Below are 16539 nucleotides of genomic sequence, written 5' to 3'. Positions count from 1 at the left end.
TCTTCTTCGGTGCTTTCGGTGCGAGGATGCTCGAACGGCTCCCACCGCCCTCTGGCTCTTCCGCACCTTCGGAGTGACGACATGACCTACCGTCCGACCCGGCGCACCCTTCTCATCGCGACCGGCGCAACGGGTGCGGCCGCGCTCCTCGCGGGCTGCGGCGATTCCGGCGACGGGGGCGACACGGCCTCGAGCGCCTCCCCCGGCCAGGAACTGACCACCACGGCCGACGTCCCGGTGGGCGGCGGCACGATCCTCAAGGCCGAGCAGGTGGTGGTGACCCAGCCGGAGTCCGGCGAGTTCAAGGCATTCTCGGCCATCTGCACACATCAGCGGTGCATGGTCGCCACCGTCGCGGGCGGCACGATCAACTGCACCTGCCACGGCAGCAAGTTCAACATCACGGACGGTTCGGTGGCCAGCCCTCCGGCGACGAGGCCGCTGCCGGAGAAGAAGATCACCGTGGACGGAAATTCGATCCGCCTGGCGTGATCCGCCGCGTACGCTCCCGGGCATGCACCGCGAGAGCCTGGTACGCGACCACACGATCTACGCCTGCGTGATGGGCTCGCGCGCCTTCGGCCTGGCGACGGACGACAGCGACACCGACCGCCGGGGCGTGTTCCTCGCCCCCACGCCCCTCTTCTGGCGCTTCGAGAAGCCGCCGACGCACATCGACGGCCCGCTGGCCGAGCAGTTCAGTTGGGAGCTGGAACGCTTCTGCGAGCTGGCCCTGCGCGCCAATCCGAACATCCTGGAGTGCCTGCACTCCCCGCTCGTGGAGTACGTCGACGACACCGGCCGCGAGTTGCTCGCCCTGCGCGAGGCGTTCCTGTCCCGCCGGGCCCACGAGACGTTCACGCGTTACGCGCTGGGCCAGCGCAAGAAGCTCGAAGCCGACCTCCGCGCCCATGGCGCCCCGCGCTGGAAGCACGCGATGCACCTCCTGCGCCTCCTGACGAGCGCCCGTGACCTGCTGCGCACCGGCCGCCTGACGATCGACGTGGGTGACGCGCGCGAGCCCCTGCTGGCGGTCAAGCGCGGCGAGGTGCCCTGGCCGGAGGTGGAGTCCCGGATGACCCGCCTGGCGGGCGAGGCCGAGGAGGCCGTCCACGGCAGCCCGCTCCCGGCCGAGCCGGACCGGCGCCGCGTGGAGGACTTCCTCATCCGGGTGCGCCGCGCCTCAGCCCTCCAGCCGGGTCCGTACGACGAAGGCGTGCAGGGCGTCGTAGGCACCGGGGGCGTCGGGCAGGGCTGAGGCCGCCTGTGCCTCGTCCAGCACGCCGTGCAGCTTCTCCACGTCGGCCGCCACGCGCGCGGGAGCGATGTCGGCGGCCCCGTGCTCCCGCTCCGCCTTCGCCGCGATCAGCTCCGGCAGATAGCCGGGCGCGTCGACCTCCCCGAGCAACGTGGGCAGATGCGCCTGCACCTCACCGCTGCGCATCAGGTGGACGCCGGTGAGCAGCACCCGGAAGGTGTAGAGCAGCGGCTTGAGCTCGCCGGTCTTCTCGAACAGCCGCCATTGCGTGTTCGCGAACCCGCGGTAATGGTGGGCGTGGTGGCTGGTGAGCACGCCGGGCGCGAGTTCGGCCAGTTCCCGGTGGGCGTCGGTGGTGTGCACGACGAGCGGCGACAGCAACTGCTCCAGCACATAGCCGTTGCGGCGCAGCATCAGCCGTACGAACTTGCGCAGGTCGTGCGTGACCAGGTCCATCTCGACGCCGTCCCGGTCCCACATCCGCGACCTCGTCTCGTCCGGCTCCCGCAGCCCGACGAGGTCGGCGGCCGGCAGCAGGTGGACGCCGCGCAGGTCGACGTCCGAGTCGCGCGACGGGAAGCCGTACAGGTGCGCGCCGGAGACCGTGGCGAACAGCACCGGGTCGGGCTGCTCGGCGACGACGGGCGTGAGGTCGATGTCCAAGGCGTCGATCATCCGTCAAGCGTCCCAGAGCGCGCCGAGGGTCAGCAGGTCCCCCCGGTACTCGATCCGGTCCGCCCACTGCGTGGGCCAGGCGTCCGCGCCCAGGTAGGCCCCGGCGAACGCCCCGGTCAGGCAGGCGATCGAGTCCGAGTCCCCGGACGTACAGGCCGCCCGGCGCAGGGCCGTCAGCGGCTCGTCGACGAACCACAGGAAGCACAGCAGCCCCGTGGCCATGGCCTCCTCCGCGATCCAGCCCTCGCCCGTCGCCCGGCAGGGGTCGGTCTCGGGCGAGGCGGTGCGCACGGCCTGCTGGAGCCGGTCCAGGATCGCCAGGCACTCGTCCCAGCCGCGCGCGATGAAGTGCTCGGCGGTGGGGTCCTGGCCGCGCGTCCACAGGTCGCCGAGCCAGCGCTCGTGGTAGTGGCTGCGGTTCTCGTAGGCGTACGACCGCAGCAGCCCGACCAGCCCGGTCGGCTCGGCGCCCTGGGCGAGCAGCCGTACGGCGTGCGCGGTCAGGTCGGACGCGGCGAGCGCCGTCGGGTGTCCGTGGGTGAGCGCGGACTGCAACTGGGCGGCGCCGGCGCGCTGTTCGTCGCTGAGTCCGGGGACGAGTCCGATGGGCGCGACGCGCATGTTGGCGCCGCAGCCCTTGGAGCCGGTCTGGCTCGCGTCCTGCCAGGGCAGGTCGGTGCGCTCCAGCAGGTCGCAGGCCCTGAGGCAGGTGTTGCCCGGGGCCCGGTTGTTCTCGGGTGAGCGGTTCCAGGCGATGAACTGCGCCCGCACCGGCTCCACCATCGCCTCGGGCCCGAGCACCCCGAGGTCCATCGCCGTCCGCAGCCCCTTGCCCAGGGCCAGCGTCATCTGCGTGTCGTCGGTGACGATCGCCGGCGTCGGCAGTTCCATCTCGCGCCATGGCCCGCACTTGGCGAGGATCGACGGCACGTCGTTGAACTCGGTCGGGAAGCCGAGCGCGTCCCCGAGGGCGAGGCCGAGCAGGGAGCCGGTGGCGGCGCGCTTGCGGACGGTGGTCGTGGTCATGCGGGGCGTCCTTCCGGGGTGGGCCGCAGCAGGGGCGGGTGGAGGGCGGTGGCGGCGCCGGCGCGGTACAGCGCGGCCGGTTTGCCGCGGCCGCCGGTGAGCCGGGCGGCGCCGGGCACGGGTTCGACGAAGCCCGGCGTGGCGAGCACTTTGCGGCGGAAGTTGGGCCGGTCGAGGGCGGTGCCCCACACCACCTCGTAGACGTGCTGCAGCTCGCCGAGCGTGAACTCGGCCGGGCAGAACGCGGTGGCGAGACTGGAGTACTCGAGCTTGGCGCCGACCCGGCCATGGGCGTCGGCCAGGATCCGGTCGTGGTCGAAGGCGAGCGGCCCCGCCTCGTCGTACGGCACCCAGCGCGCCTGCGCGGCGTCGCTGCCGCCGTGCGGTTCGGGCGGATGGGGCAGCAGCGCGGTGAAGGCGACGGTCACGACCCGCATCCGGGGGTCGCGGTCGGGCTCGCTGTAGGTGCGCAGCTGCTCCAGATGCAGCCCCGACACATCCGACAGGCCGGTCTCCTCGGTGAGTTCACGCCGGGCGGCCGTCTCCGCCGACTCGTCGGGCTGAACGAAGCCGCCGGGCAGCGCCCAGCGCCCCTTGAACGGCTCCTGTCCGCGCTCGACGAGCAGGACGTGCAGGACGCCGTCGAGGATGGTGAGGACGGCGAGGTCGGCGGTGACGGCGAAGGGTTCGTGCGCGTACTTGTCGTACTCGGTCTTTCCATCCTTTTCGCCCTGTTCGTTCTTTTTGACGCCCATGCGAACCCACCTCCTTAATGGTCAGTGCGACTATAAAGAAGGTGGGTCCCCTGCCACAACCCCCTAGGCCCGGCGCGGTGCGAACGCCGCCACCGCCGCCCCCACGGCCGCGGCGCCCGCGCTGACCCACAGCGCGGCGCCGGCGCCGTCGATGAAGGTCTCCGGTGAGCCGTAGCCGCCGTACGTCGTGAACACGGCCGCGGCGACCGCGACCCCGAAGACGCCGCCCAGTTCGCGCAGCGCGTTGTTGACGCCGGCCGCGACACCCGCGTCGCCCAGCGGGACGGACGAGGTCACGGCGTTGGCCACGCTCGGGAACACCATGGAGATGCCGACGCCCGCGACGATCAGCGGGACGACGAGGCGGCCGTATCCGACGCCGGGCTCCAACTGCCAGGCCAGCAGCGCGAGGCCGGTCGCCTGCAGGGCCAGGCCGCCCAGCATGAACGGCCGGTTCCCGAACCGGTCGGCGAGCGCCCCGGCCATCGGCGCGACCAGCAGCGGCATGGCGTTCCAGACCAGGATCCGCACGCCCGCCTCCAGCGGGGAGAGGCCGAGGCCGATCTGGAAGAGCTGCGTGATCATGAACAGGGCGCCGAGCAGCGAGGCGAAGAGGAGGAAGCCGCAGGCGTTGGCGGTGGAGAAGCCGCGTCGCCGGAAGTGGGACAGCGGCAGCATCGGATACCGGGCGCCGCTTCGCTCCCAGCCCAGGAAGGCCGTGACGAACACGACTCCGACGGCCAGCGCGGTCAGCACCTCGGCGCTCCCCCACCCGGCCTCGGGCGCGCGTACGGGCGCCCAGGCCAGGCCCGTCAGGCCCACGGCGGCCAGCACCAGCCCGACCAGGTCGAGCTGGGGGCGCGTGCCGTAGCTCTCGCGCAGCCTGGTGGCGGCCAGGGGCAGCATGGCGAGCCCGAGGGGCACGTTGAGCCAGAAGATCCACTGCCAGGACAGCCCTTCGGTGACGGCCCCGCCCAGCACCGGCCCGGCGGCCACGCCGAGTCCGGTCACCCCGCCCCACATCCCGATGGCGACGCCCCGCTTCTCGGCCGGGAACGCCTCGCTGATCAGCGTCAGTGTGAGCGGCAGCAGTACGGCGGCCCCGGCGCCCTGCAGCACGCGCGCGCCGATGAGCTGGCCGGGGCCCTGGGCGAGAGCCGCGGCGGCCGAGGCGAGGGTGAAGACGGCGAGGCCCACGACGTACATCCGCCGCCGCCCGAACCGGTCGCCGAGCGCGGCGCCCGTCAGGGTGAGGCAGGCGAAGACCAGGTTGTAGGCGTTGATCGTCCACTCCAGCTCGGACAGGCTCGCCCCGAAGTCGGCCCGCAGCGCGGGCAGCGCGGTCGCGACGACCACGACGTCGAGGGAGCACAGCAGCGCGCCGAGCCCGGCGAGGGCGACGGTCCACACCCGGTGTGCCGGTTCGGCGGGTGGGGTGCGCAGAGGTGGGGCCTTGAGGGACTCGGTCATGGCGATGCCTTCCGTGAGATCGCTAGGGGGTCACTCACGGAAGGCAGACCAGGCTCACCGCGGAAAGGAATCGCGGCGGCCCAGGAAGCCCAGCAGCCGGACGTCGGCACGCGCGCGTGGCGGCACCACGACCGGCGCGGCGAAGCGCACCCCGCGGTCCTCCTCCGCGACCACGCACCGGGCGACGCTCAGCAGCTCGGCCGCGAGCGCGACCGGGATGGGCCTGGGCCGGCCGCAGGCCTGGGCGACGTCCCACCCGTGCACGGCGATCTCCACGGCCCCCACGGCGCCCATCACCCGCACGTCCAGCGGCCGTTCCCCCACCAGCGCCGACCGGGGCGGCCCGGCGGCCCAGGCGCCGAGCACCGCGCACGCGCGCGTACGGAACCCGCAGAGCCGGTCGGCACGCGGGAACAGCCCGACGCGCCCGCCCGTCAGACCCTCGTACAGCGCGTCCAGCGAGTCGTCGAGGTGCTCGAGCAGCTCCGCGAGGTCCCATTCGGCGCAGGGCGTCTCCCGCCCCAGGCCGGCGGGCCCGACCTCGGCGACGCTGCCCAGCGCATAGGCGAGCGAACGCTCCAGCAACTCCCCGGAGTTCACGGCGTCTCCTTCGGCAGCCCGAACCGGACCAGCACGTCCGGATCGAGGAAGGCGGTGATCCGGGCCACCGAGCCCGCCGCCACGGTCAGCACCTGCACGGAGTGGCCGCGGAAGACCCCGTCCGCGTCGCGTACGTACATCGCCACGGCCGGCTGCCCGTTCGCGCGCGTGCGCACCATCCGCAGGGTGCCCTTCTCGTGCACCCTCGCGCGCAGGAACCGCAGCACGTCCTTGCTGCCGCTGTACCACTCGAGGTAGGGCGGCATCTCCAGCTCGACGCCGTCCCGGAGGAGGCCGATCAGCGTGTCCAGGTCGGCGTTCTCGAAGGCGGCCACGTAGCGGTCGAGCACCTCGCGGTCGGCGGTGCCCTCGGGCTCCTCGACCAGGTCCTCGTCGGGCACCACCTCGTCGAGGCGGGCACGCGCGCGTTGGAGGCTGCTCTTCACGGCCGCCGTGGAGGTGCCGAGCAGCGCGGCCACCTCGGGCGCCCGCCAGGCCAGCACGTCCCGCAGGATCAGCACGGCCCGCTGCCGTGCGGGCAGGTGCTGCAGCGCCGCGACCAGCGCCAGGCGCAGACTCCCGCGCGCGGCGACGACGCTCGCGGGGTCGAGCAGCGCGTCGGGCAGCGGCTGGAGCCACGGAATGTCCGTCACGGAGGCCGTCAGCGGCTCCTCAGGCGCCTGGGAGGGCCCGCCGAGCCCCGAGGGCAGCGGGCGTCGCGCGCGGCCCTCCAGCGCCGTCAGACACGTGTTGGTGGCGATCCGGTGCAGCCAGGTCCGCAGGGAGGCCCGGCCCTCGTAGCCGCCGTAGGACCGCCAGGCCCGCAGATACGTCTCCTGCACCAGGTCCTCGGCCTCGTCGACCGAGCCCAGCATCCGGTAGCAGTGCGCGAGCAGCTCCCGCCGGTACGGATCCGTCAGCCGTACGAACTCGTCGCGGTCCGCAGTGGTCGTACTCATCCCCGCTCCCTCCGTCACCCATACAGACCGGCGGAGCGGCGAAAACGAATCGGCCGGCCCCGGAGAGATTCCGGGACCGGCCGACGCACCGGGCTTCAGGCTTCGGGCTTCGGGCTTCCTAGAGGTCGACTTCCTGCATCAGCATCCCGACCTCGGTGTTCGACAGGCGGCGCAGCCAGCCCGACTTCTGGTCGCCCAGAGTGATCGGCCCGAAGGCGGTGCGCACCAGCTTGTCGACGGGGAAGCCGGCCTCCGCGAGCATGCGGCGCACGATGTGCTTGCGGCCCTCGTGCAGGGTGACCTCGACCAGGTAGTTCTTGCCGGTCTGCTCGACGACCCGGAAGTGGTCCGCGCGCGCGTAGCCGTCCTCGAGCTGGATGCCGTCCTTCAGGCGCTTGCCCAGGTCGCGCGGGATCGGGCCCACGATGTGCGCGAGGTAGGTCTTCTTCACGCCGTACTTGGGGTGGGTCAGGCGGTGCGCCAGCTCGCCGTGGTTGGTGAGCAGGATGACGCCCTCGGTCTCGGTGTCGAGCCGGCCGACGTGGAAGAGGCGGGTCTCGCGGTTGGTGACGTAGTCGCCGAGGCACTGCCGGCCCTCGGGGTCCTCCATGGTGGAGACGACACCGGCGGGCTTGTTGAGCGAGAAGAACTGGTACGACTGCGTGGCGACGGTCAGCCCGTCGACCTTGATCTCGTCCTTCTCGGGGTCGACGCGCAGCCCCTGCTCGGTGACGATCTCGCCGTTGACCTCGACCCGCGCCTCGTCGATCAGCTCCTCGCAGGCGCGCCGGGAGCCGTAACCGGCCCGTGCGAGCACCTTCTGCAGCCGCTCGCCCTCCTGCTCGGCGCCCGGGAAGGTCTTGGGCAGCTTGAGATCCTTCTTCCCCGCGTACCGCTCCCGGTTGCGCTCCTCGGCCCGCGCCTCGTACTCACGGGAGCGCGAGGGCGCCGTACGGCCGCGTCCGCCGTCGCGCTGCTGGGACTGCTTGGGCCCGCCCTTGGCGCCGCCGCGCGCGGAGGCCCCGCGCCCGGACTTCGGGCCGTCCTTGGTCGCCCCGGGGCCCACGTCGTAGCGGCGCTCCTCGGGACGGGGCTTGCGGGGACGGCCGCCCTGGCCGCCCTGCTTCTGGTCCCTGTTGTTGCCGGCACCGCGGTAGTTACCGCGCCCGCCGCTCTTGCCGCTGCCGCTGCTTCGCATCAAAGTTCCGTCTGGTCGTCTACGTCGTCGGTACCCCGGCCGACCGGGGTGTCCGGACCGTCATCGGGAGCGTCCGGGTCGAACGACGGCACCCCCTCCTGGGTCTCGGCCTCGATCGCCTCCGCCTCCGGGAGGAAGGGCGCGAGCTCCGGGAGCTCGTCCAGACCGCGCAGGCCCATCCGCTCCAGGAAGTAGTTCGTCGTCCTGTACAGGATCGCACCTGTTTCGGGTTCCGTGCCCGCCTCCTCGATCAGCCCGCGCTGCAGGAGGGTGCGCATGACACCGTCGCAGTTCACTCCGCGCACGGCCGAGACCCTGCTGCGGCTGACCGGCTGCCGGTACGCGACCACGGCCAGCGTCTCCAGGGCGGCCTGGGTGAGCCGGGCGGTCTGCCCCTCCAGGACGAGGCGCTCCACGGCCGCGGCGTACTCGGGGCGGGTGTAGAAGCGCCAGCCGCCCGCGACGAACCGCAGCTCGAAGCCGCGGCCCTGCGTGACGTACTCGTCGGCGAGCTCCCGCAGGGCGCCGGCGATCTGCCGCCTGGGCCGCTGGAGGAGCTTCGCGAGGTGCTCCTCGGTCGCGGGCTCGTCCACGACCATGAGCATCGCCTCCAGGGCGGGCTTGAGGTCGAGGTCCGCGACGTCGCGCAGCCCGGCCGGAAGCTCGGTGGTCTCCTCACTCACGTCTTCTTCTCCTCCTTTGGCTGCTCGGGCGGCCGGTCGAACTCGTCCGTCACCAGCGGCGCCTCGTCCCCGTCCCCACCGGTCCAGCGCACGAGAAGTTCACCCAGCGCGGTCTCCTGGTCGAGCGCCACGGCCTTCTCGCGGTACAGCTCCAGCAGTGCCAGGAATCGCGCTACGACGGTGAGGGTGTCGTCGGTGTCCCGGACGAGGTCCCGGAAACTGGCCTCCCCCAGCTCCTTCAACCTGGCGACGACGATCCCGGCCTGCTCCTGCACGCTCACCAGCGGCGCGTGGATGTGATCGACGTAGACCTGCGGCTTCGGCTTGGGCTGCATCGCCTTCACCGCGAGCTTGGCGAATCCTTCCGCCCCGATGCTGATGACGACCTCGGGCAACAGCTCGGCATGGTGCGGTTCGAGCCCGACGGTCCGCGGATAGCGCCGGGCCTCGTCGTCCAGCCGCCGGCTGAAGATGTCGGCGATCTGCTTGTACGCCCGGTACTGCAGCAGCCGCGCGAACAACAGGTCCCGGGCCTCGAGCAGGGCCAGGTCGGCCTCGTCCTCCACCTCGGCGGACGGCAGCAGCCGGGCCGCCTTGAGATCGAGCAGGGTCGCCGCGACGACGAGAAACTCGGTCGTCTCGTCCAGATCCCAGTCCGGCCCCATCGCCCTGATGTACGCCATGAACTCGTCGGTCACCTTGGACAACGCGACCTCGGTGACGTCGAGCTTGTGCTTGGAGATCAGTTGGAGGAGGAGATCGAAGGGCCCCTCAAAGTTGGAGAGCCGAACCTTGAAGACACCGTCGTCGGGTTCTTGGGGGGCGTCGGGTTGTTGGAGGGCGTCGGGCTCTTGGGGGCCGCCGGGTTGTTGGGGGCCGCCGGGCTCTTGAGGGCCACCGGATTGTTGGAGGGCGTCGGGCTCTTGGATGCCGCCTGGCTCTTGAAGGCCGGCAGGCTCTTGGATGCCGCCAGGCTCTTGAAGGCCGGCAGGCTCTTGGATGCCGCCAGGCTCTTGAGGGCCGCCGGTTTGTTGGAGGCCGCCGGGCTCTTGGAGACCGTCGCTCTCCGGCTGGCCGGCCGTCGGCTCTTCCGGTTCGGCAGCGGGCGGCACATCGTCATCGCCGCCGCCGTAGTGGGCAGGCGTTCCGCACGGCGGAACGGGTGGGCACAACGGCCCACCGGCCTCAGCCGGAGACTCGACCTCAGCGACCGACGAGCTTTCGCCCTCAGCCGGCGGAGGCACAGGTGCCGCCCCCGGCCCGCGCCCCAGCACACGCCGACGACCGCCGGAGGCAGAGGCACCGGCACCGCGCGCGGGAGGAACGTCGTTCGAGGTCATGGCCCCCGCAGGCTACCGCTACCGCCCGCGAAGCCGTCGTACGAGGATGCTGGCGTCTCCCCGGGTCTCCAGATCCGCGAGCACCACGGCCACCGCTTCCCGGACAATCCGCCCACGGTCGACGGCCAGACCATGCTCACCGCGCAGCACCAGACGCGCGTGCTCAAGATCCATGAGCTCCTCGGCGGAGACATACACGGTGATCTTCTCGTCGTGCCGCTCGCGCCCACTGGGCCGACGCGTGGCACCCCGCCCCCGCTTGCGCGGCGCCGCGGCAGACGCGGCCGAGGCGGCGGCCCCGGACGCGGCACCACCGCCGGAGGCATTCGCGGCAGAACCTTCCTGCGCCCCCTGACGCCGCGCGGAACGCTCCGCCGCAGCCGACCGGCTGCGCGACTCCCCGGCGTCGGCCGACTCCGCGTCGGCCGCCACATGTTCCACGCCGTCGCCGTCACCGCCCTGCACGGGCACCGACTGCGGCGCGTCCTCCGCGGCCGCGGCGGCGTCGCTCTCCCCCGCCGGAGCCGGCACCCGGGCCTCGCCGTTGGCCGGGCGCCGGGGAGTGGACGGCTGGAGCGCCATACCCCCTGTCGTACGGAACAGTTCGTCGGCCCCCGGCAGACTCACTCGGCGTGACACCGGGCGAGCACCTCCCTGGCGAGCTGGCGATAGGCGGCGGCACCGACGGAGTTGGAGGCGTAGGTGGTGATCGGCTCACCGGCGACCGTGGTCTCCGGGAAGCGGACCGTACGCCCGATGACCGTGTGGTAGACGTGATCGTCGAACGCCTCGACGACGCGCGCGAGCACCTCACGGCTGTGCACGGTGCGCGAGTCGTACATCGTGGCGAGGATGCCGTCGAGCTCCAGCTCCGGGTTGAGCCGCTCCTGGACCTTCTCGATGGTCTCGGTCAGCAGCGCCACACCGCGCAACGCGAAGAACTCGCACTCCAGCGGCACGATCACCTTGTGGGCGGCCGTCAGCGCGTTCACCGTGAGCAGGCCGAGCGAGGGCTGGCAGTCGATCACGATGAAGTCGTAGTCGTCCAGCAGCGGCTTCAGGGCGCGCTGCAGCGTCGACTCGCGCGCGACCTCGCTGACGAGCTGGACCTCGGCGGCCGACAGGTCGATGTTGCTCGGCAGCAGGTCCATGTTGGGCACCGCCGTCTTCAGGAGCACCTCGTCCGCCGACATGCCCCGCTCCATGAGCAGGTTGTAGACGGTGAGGTCGAGCTCCATCGGATTCACGCCGAGACCGACCGAGAGCGCGCCCTGGGGGTCGAAGTCGACGAGCAGGACCCGGCGTCCGTATTCCGCGAGCGCGGCACCCAGGTTGATGGTCGACGTCGTCTTGCCGACGCCGCCCTTCTGGTTGCACATCGCGATGATCTTCGCGGGGCCGTGGTCCGTCAGCGGGCCCGGAATCGGGAAGTACGGCAGCGGGCGCCCGGTCGGGCCGATGCGCTCGCGGCGCTGGCGGGCAGCGTCGGGCGCGAGCGTGGCCGCGTACTCGGGGTCCGGCTCGTACTCCGCGTCGGGGTCGTAGAAGTGCCCGTCGGGCAGTTCGTCGTAGTCGGCGAAGTGGTTGTGGGGCGCGCCACTTCCGTCGCCGGCCATGGCGTTCACGTGATGGCCATCCATGCTCATGTGTGCTCGCTGGGTCACCGCTTGGGGGGTCGGGTGACTCTGGTGGGATGCGAAGGTGCGCACCGCGACGGAGCCGACAGCCTCGAACCCCGTGGGGCCCTGGGCCCGTACCGGCATTCCTGGTTGACCACCCCCGGGAGAAAATGTCGACTCATTCACAAGTCGTCTTACCTCCTTGGTGACCAGGAAACTTCTAGACAGGTCAGCGTGGCACCATGCCGACGGTTGGCGACTCTATGGCGTGTCGGCGGTCCGCAGCAACACAATCCGCCGGACCGGGCAGATGTGTCGACAATGAAACATCGCGCTGTCAAGGGCGTACGGCCGTCGCACAGCAGGTTTCACCGGTGTACGAATCGCCCGAAGGGTTGCGTTCGAGGCGAGTTGACCGAGAGTCGCAAAGTGACCATACACACATCCGGCCGGACCTTTTCGGGCAAGGTCCGGCCGGGTGGGTACGGTTGACGACCCGTGTTGACGTATCGCCTTTACCAGAAAGTGACTTAGTCGAACGGCTCAGCCGAGCAGCGATTCGAGCTCCACGTGCTCCAGGCCGTGCGCCTGGGCGACCTCCCGGTAAACCACCTTGCCGTCATGCGTGTTGAGGCCCTTGGCCAGCGCCGGGTCATGGCGCAGCGCCTCGACCCAGCCCTTGTTCGCGAGCTCGACGATGTAGGGCAGCGTGGCGTTGGTGAGCGCGTAGGTGGAGGTGTTGGGCACTGCGCCGGGCATGTTGGCGACGCAGTAGAAGACCGAGTTGTGGACCGGGAAGGTCGGCTCGGCGTGGGTCGTCGGGCGGGAGTCCTCGAAGCAGCCGCCCTGGTCGATCGCGATGTCGACAAGGACACTCCCCGGCTTCATCCGGGAGACCAGCTCGTTGGTGACCAGCTTCGGGGCCTTGGCGCCCGGGATCAGCACGGCGCCGATGACGAGGTCGGCCTCGAGGCAGGCCTTCTCCAGCTCGAAGGCGTTGGAGACGACGGTCTGGATCTTCGTGCCGAAGACCTTGTCCGCCTCCTTGAGCTTGTTGATGTCCTTGTCGAGCAGGGTGACGTGGAAGCCCATGCCGATGGCGATCTGGGCGGCGTTCCAGCCGGAGACGCCACCGCCGATGACGACGGCCCGGCCGGCCACCACGCCCGGGACACCGCCGGGCAGCACCCCGCGGCCACCGTTGGCGGCCATCAGGTGATAGGCGCCGACCTGCGGGGCCAGGCGGCCGGCGACCTCGGACATCGGGGCGAGCAGCGGCAGGGCCCGGGAGGGCAGCTCGACGGTCTCGTAGGCGATGGCCGTGGTGCCGGACTCGATGAGGGCGTCCGTGCACTCCTTGGAGGCGGCCAGGTGCAGATAGGTGAAGAGCGTCTGGTCCTTGCGGAGGCGGTGGTACTCCTCGGCGATGGGCTCCTTGACCTTCAGCAGCAGGTCGGCGGTGGCCCACACCTCGTCGGCGGTGCCGAGGATCCGGGCGCCCGCGGCGACGTACTCCTCGTCCGGGATCGACGAGCCGAGACCGGCGCCCTGCTCGATGACTACCTGGTGGCCGTGGCGCACCAGCTCGTGCACGCCGGCAGGGGTGATGGCCACCCGGAACTCGTTGTTCTTGACCTCGCGGGGGATGCCGACCTTCACGTCGATCACGGTCCTTGGCTCAGAGGGTGTGGGGCATTACAAGACATACCCAGGCATGCGCGGGCACACCGGGAGACACCGCAGGAGAAGGTGCGGCAGAGCCAGTCTAATGAAGGTGTTCCCGCTGTCTAGCCTTTCATTACATCAATCTTCGACGGATGCACTACGGATTTCGCAGGCATCAGGTTCCGGTTCCGGCTCGAAAACCTCTTGCTGGGGCCCGGCCCCGGCCTCCTCGGGGCCCTCGGGCTCCTCCCCCAGCATCCGCTCGGCCGCGCCCCGGTGCAGCTCCGCCGCCGCGGGATCGCCGAGGCGGTCCAGGGTGTCGGCGAGCCGCAGATACAGGGCGCCCTGCAGCCGTGGCTCCTCGGCGCGGCGCGCCCAGTCCACCGCCTCCTGGCAGGTGCGCAGCGACTCCTCGGGCCGCCCGGCGTACTCCTGGACCCGGGCCAGCTCGCTCAACGCCCGTGCGTGGCCCGCGACATCGCCGTTCTTGCGGTGTCCGGCGACGGCGGCCCGCCAATTGCGCTGCGCCTCGCCGTACCGGCCCGCGTAGGTGTGCGCCTCGGCGATGCGGCCGTACAGCCGGGCGGCGTCCGCCCGCTCGGCCCGGGCCAGCCGCTGGGCGAGCGCGCGCCCGAACCAGTCGGCGGCCCGGTCGTAGTCCCCGAGCTCCAGATGGGCGCCGCCTACGGATTCCATCGCGCGCCCGGCCGCGTACGGGTCGTTCCCTTCCCGTCCGGCGTCCAGCGCGGCCCGGAAGCGCACCAGCGCCTCCCGGGTGCGCCCGGTCCGGGCGTCGAGGTCGCCGAGGTTCAGCAGGGCCGCGGCCTTCTCGCGGGGCAGGTTCCGGCGCTCGGCCACATCGAGGACCAGGCTGTGGATGTCGTACAGCTCGGGGGCGGCGGCCCGGGTGCCGAAGTGTGTGACCAGGGCCCTGACAAGCTGGGACATCAGGCGTCTGGCGAGGGTGTCCAGCTCCCCGTCGGCGACCGCGGCACGGGCCGAGGCCAGCAGGGCGGGCTTGCGGATGCCGAGCCAGTCCGCGGCGGCCCGGGGGTTGGGAAAGCGCAGGGCGCGCGGCATGCCGAGGAGCTTCTGCCGGGTCTCGGGGCTGTCGGTCTCGGTGATCGCCCGGCAGGACTGCAGCAGCCGTACGGTCCGCTCCAGCATCCGGGCCCGGGCGAGCTGCAGCTCGGAGGGGCGGTCCTGGGTCTCGGTGAGGGACGTCAGGAGCGGGTGCAGACAGGCCGGGACCTCGTACTGGGGCAAAGGTGAGTCGACGGCGTGCAGCAGGCCGAGGGCGACGAAGTCGTCCAGGGTGCCGTGGGCGCCGTCCACCGAGCAGCCGGCCAGCGCGGAGGCGGTGTGCGGGTCGACGAGTCCGCCGGGGGCGAGGGAGAGCAGCCGCAGTGTGCGGGCGGCAGGGGTCGGCAGGCCGGCGTAGGCGAGGCGGAAGACCCGGCTGAGCGGTGTGCCCTCATCGCCCTCGGCGCGCAGGTGCTTGGCGAGGTCGGCGACGGCGGCCTTGGGCCGGGCGGCGAGCCAGCCGCCGGCCAGCATCAGCGCGGCGGGCTGGCCCTGGCACACCTCGACCAGGCCCTCGGCAGCCCTCGGGTCGACGGTGATGCGGACCGAGCCGGCGTGCCGGGCCAGCAGCTCCACGGCCGATTTGGTGTCGAGGCCGCCGAGCGTGCAGGGCCGGACGTCCGAGATCCCGGTCAGCGGGCCGCCGGAGACGGCGACGGCCAGGCACTCCGGGGTGTCCGGCAGCAGGGCGTCGACCTGGCCGGCCTCGGCCGCGTCGTCGAGCAGCAGCAGGACCCGGCGGTCGGCGAGGGCCTCGCGCAGCGCCGCGGTGAGGTCGTCCTCGGCGGCACCGGGCGGGGTCGGCCGGTCCAGGGCGACGAGCAGTTCGCGGGCGGTGCGTTCGACGGGGACGGGGGTGCCGTCGGGGTCGGTGAGACGGGCGCGCAGGAGGCCGTCCGGGTAGCGGTCCGCCACCTGGCGGGCCAGCTCCTCGGCGAGCGCGGTGCGGCCCGAGCCGGGGCGGCCCGCGATGAGCAGCACGCGCGCGCGTGGCGCCTTGCGGCCGGAGAGGGTGTCCAGGCCCGCCCGCTCGATGTCGGCGCGCAGCTCCTTCAATTCGCGGGTGCGGCCGAGGAATTGGCTCGCGTCGGAGGTCCGTGCCGACACCTGCACGCCGCCTGTGTCCACCACCTGATCCGCCACGGGCCACACTCCCGTCCCACACACGCAAGCCCGCCGGGACTCCGGTCAGGGCGTTTCCAGAGCCTAGTTCACGCTCTGGGACGATCCGGGCGCAGCACGGCGGATACGTCCCCCGACCGGATCAGCAGATGGTAGGACCGGGGACCGCGCCCCAAAGGGGCGCGGGGAACTGCGCGCCCAGCCACAACGAACCCGCAGCCGAACGACAACCCGCCGGCCCCCAATACGGAGCGCTCACACCTCGAACGGCCGCGCCGGCCACTCCACATCCGCCGACCGCAACCCCCCAAGACCGCCGGAGGCCCGCGCGGCGACCAGCGACAGCACCCCGACGACAAGGCAGTTGTTGTGCAGCTCGCCCGCGAGCACGCCTCGGACCAGCTCGTCGACCGGCACGCGCGCGTGTTCCAGGTCGGCCTCCTCGTCCTCCACCTCGAAGCGCTCGCCGTCGGCCTCGGACAGATCACGGGCTAGGAAGATCCGTACGGCCTCGTCGCAGCCGCCGGGGGTGGTGTAGACGTCGGTCAGCACCCGCCAGTCCTCGGCCTTGACGTGGGCCTCCTCGTACAGCTCGCGCTGGGCGGCGTGCAGCGGGTTCTCACCGGGGATGTCGAGCAGGCCGGCCGGGATCTCCCACAGCTTCTGCCGCACCGGGTGGCGGTACTGCTTGATGAGCAGGACGCGGTCCTCGTCGTCGAGCGCGAGGACGGCCACCGAGCCGGGGTGGACCTGGTAGTCGCGCCGTACGACCGACCCGTCGGGCATGACCACGTCGTCCGTGCGGACGGAGGTCTTGTTGCCCACGAAGGGGGTGTCCGTCGCCCGGATCTCCCACTCCTCGGGGGTGTCCTTGATCGTCATGCCCTGCCCTTCCACACACTTTCAAAAAAAGAACCCGGCAAAGAAAACCGGGGCGCCAACCTTTGAAGGTTTGCACCCCGGCCACCGTACAACTGACGTGTCACTTCGAATTCTTACGCTCGACCGAGGCCTTCACGAGGCCGGCGAACAGCGGGTGCGGGCGGGTCGGGCGCGAGCGCAGCTCGGGGTGGGCCTGCGTGGCCA

16 protein-coding genes are annotated in these 16539 nt (G+C 71.8%); 2 read left to right on the top strand and 14 right to left on the bottom strand.

Going from position 1 to position 16539, the window contains the following annotated elements:
* Positions 1–81: 81 nt before the first annotated feature.
* Entirely contained in the window at positions 82–492 is a 411-nt protein-coding gene (locus ACP4J3_RS13095) for a Rieske (2Fe-2S) protein (RefSeq protein WP_426533682.1), read from the top strand.
* Between the two features lie 22 nt (positions 493–514).
* Positions 515–1258 carry a nucleotidyltransferase domain-containing protein gene (locus ACP4J3_RS13090; protein ID WP_426533680.1) on the top strand — a complete coding sequence of 248 codons (744 nt, stop codon included), beginning with the start codon at positions 515–517 and terminating at the stop codon, positions 1256–1258.
* On the opposite strand, the gene ACP4J3_RS13085 is transcribed toward ACP4J3_RS13090, so the two are convergent.
* From ACP4J3_RS13085 to ACP4J3_RS13020, 14 genes are all read right to left on the bottom strand, one after another.
* Positions 1184–1933, bottom strand: a complete 750-nt coding sequence (locus ACP4J3_RS13085) for a nucleotidyltransferase domain-containing protein (protein ID WP_426533678.1) — start codon at positions 1931–1933, stop codon at positions 1184–1186. The two genes, ACP4J3_RS13090 and ACP4J3_RS13085, sit on opposite strands and share 75 nt — an antisense overlap.
* A gap of 3 nt (positions 1934–1936) precedes the next feature.
* A complete protein-coding gene (locus ACP4J3_RS13080; protein WP_426533676.1) occupies positions 1937–2959 on the bottom strand; it encodes an ADP-ribosylglycohydrolase family protein in 1023 nt (340 codons plus the stop codon).
* Positions 2956–3714 carry an NUDIX hydrolase gene (locus tag ACP4J3_RS13075; RefSeq protein WP_426533674.1) on the bottom strand — a complete coding sequence of 253 codons (759 nt, stop codon included), beginning with the start codon at positions 3712–3714 and terminating at the stop codon, positions 2956–2958. Before ACP4J3_RS13075 ends, ACP4J3_RS13080 begins: the two co-directional genes overlap by 4 nt.
* Positions 3715–3777: 63 nt before the next feature.
* A complete protein-coding gene (locus ACP4J3_RS13070) occupies positions 3778–5184 on the bottom strand; it encodes a DHA2 family efflux MFS transporter permease subunit (protein WP_426533672.1) in 1407 nt (468 codons plus the stop codon).
* A gap of 54 nt (positions 5185–5238) precedes the next feature.
* Positions 5239–5784 carry a maleylpyruvate isomerase family mycothiol-dependent enzyme gene (locus ACP4J3_RS13065; protein ID WP_426533670.1) on the bottom strand — a complete coding sequence of 182 codons (546 nt, stop codon included), beginning with the start codon at positions 5782–5784 and terminating at the stop codon, positions 5239–5241.
* Complete coding sequence (locus ACP4J3_RS13060) at positions 5781–6743, bottom strand: sigma-70 family RNA polymerase sigma factor (RefSeq protein ID WP_426533668.1); 963 nt, start codon at positions 6741–6743, stop codon at positions 5781–5783. Before ACP4J3_RS13060 ends, ACP4J3_RS13065 begins: the two co-directional genes overlap by 4 nt.
* A 118-nt stretch (positions 6744–6861) precedes the next feature.
* Complete coding sequence (locus ACP4J3_RS13055; RefSeq protein WP_426533666.1) at positions 6862–7941, bottom strand: pseudouridine synthase; 1080 nt, start codon at positions 7939–7941, stop codon at positions 6862–6864.
* On the bottom strand, positions 7941–8624 hold the full coding sequence (gene scpB / locus ACP4J3_RS13050) for an SMC-Scp complex subunit ScpB (protein ID WP_426533664.1): 684 nt from the start codon (positions 8622–8624) through the stop codon (positions 7941–7943). Before scpB ends, ACP4J3_RS13055 begins: the two co-directional genes overlap by 1 nt.
* Positions 8621–9553, bottom strand: coding sequence for a segregation and condensation protein A (locus ACP4J3_RS13045; RefSeq protein WP_426534043.1), 933 nt, complete (start codon positions 9551–9553; stop codon positions 8621–8623). Before ACP4J3_RS13045 ends, scpB begins: the two co-directional genes overlap by 4 nt.
* Before the next feature lie 429 nt (positions 9554–9982).
* A complete protein-coding gene (locus tag ACP4J3_RS13040; protein ID WP_426533662.1) occupies positions 9983–10603 on the bottom strand; it encodes a hypothetical protein in 621 nt (206 codons plus the stop codon).
* Entirely contained in the window at positions 10588–11727 is a 1140-nt protein-coding gene (locus ACP4J3_RS13035; RefSeq protein WP_426533660.1) for a ParA family protein, read from the bottom strand. Before ACP4J3_RS13035 ends, ACP4J3_RS13040 begins: the two co-directional genes overlap by 16 nt.
* A 399-nt stretch (positions 11728–12126) precedes the next feature.
* Positions 12127–13251 carry an alanine dehydrogenase gene (gene ald, locus ACP4J3_RS13030; protein WP_426533658.1) on the bottom strand — a complete coding sequence of 375 codons (1125 nt, stop codon included), beginning with the start codon at positions 13249–13251 and terminating at the stop codon, positions 12127–12129.
* A 135-nt stretch (positions 13252–13386) separates the two neighbouring features.
* Positions 13387–15474, bottom strand: coding sequence for a tetratricopeptide repeat protein (locus ACP4J3_RS13025; RefSeq protein ID WP_426533656.1), 2088 nt, complete (start codon positions 15472–15474; stop codon positions 13387–13389).
* 234 nt (positions 15475–15708) lie between these two features.
* Positions 15709–16335, bottom strand: coding sequence for an NUDIX domain-containing protein (locus ACP4J3_RS13020; RefSeq protein WP_426533654.1), 627 nt, complete (start codon positions 16333–16335; stop codon positions 15709–15711).
* Positions 16336–16539 lie beyond the last annotated feature (204 nt).

Origin of the sequence: Streptomyces sp. UG1 (assembly GCF_049974585.1) — a bacterium.
Lineage (GTDB): Bacteria > Actinomycetota > Actinomycetes > Streptomycetales > Streptomycetaceae > Streptomyces.
Note: the sequence above shows the minus strand (reverse complement) of the source record. Positions and strands in the feature narration are given on the sequence as shown.

Bases quoted from the DNA above. Each gene is read 5' to 3' on its own strand.
- ACP4J3_RS13095 (WP_426533682.1), top strand. From the start codon at position 82: ATGACCTACCGTCCGACCCGGCGCACCCTTCTCATCGCGACCGGCGCA.
- ACP4J3_RS13090 (WP_426533680.1), top strand. From the start codon at position 515: ATGCACCGCGAGAGCCTGGTACGCGACCACACGATCTACGCCTGCGTG.
- ACP4J3_RS13085 (WP_426533678.1), bottom strand. From the start codon at position 1,933: ATGATCGACGCCTTGGACATCGACCTCACGCCCGTCGTCGCCGAGCAG.
- ACP4J3_RS13080 (WP_426533676.1), bottom strand. From the start codon at position 2,959: ATGACCACGACCACCGTCCGCAAGCGCGCCGCCACCGGCTCCCTGCTC.
- ACP4J3_RS13075 (WP_426533674.1), bottom strand. From the start codon at position 3,714: ATGGGCGTCAAAAAGAACGAACAGGGCGAAAAGGATGGAAAGACCGAG.
- ACP4J3_RS13070 (WP_426533672.1), bottom strand. From the start codon at position 5,184: ATGACCGAGTCCCTCAAGGCCCCACCTCTGCGCACCCCACCCGCCGAA.
- ACP4J3_RS13060 (WP_426533668.1), bottom strand. From the start codon at position 6,743: ATGAGTACGACCACTGCGGACCGCGACGAGTTCGTACGGCTGACGGAT.
- ACP4J3_RS13055 (WP_426533666.1), bottom strand. From the start codon at position 7,941: ATGCGAAGCAGCGGCAGCGGCAAGAGCGGCGGGCGCGGTAACTACCGC.
- ACP4J3_RS13035 (WP_426533660.1), bottom strand. From the start codon at position 11,727: ATGCCGGTACGGGCCCAGGGCCCCACGGGGTTCGAGGCTGTCGGCTCC.
- ACP4J3_RS13020 (WP_426533654.1), bottom strand. From the start codon at position 16,335: ATGACGATCAAGGACACCCCCGAGGAGTGGGAGATCCGGGCGACGGAC.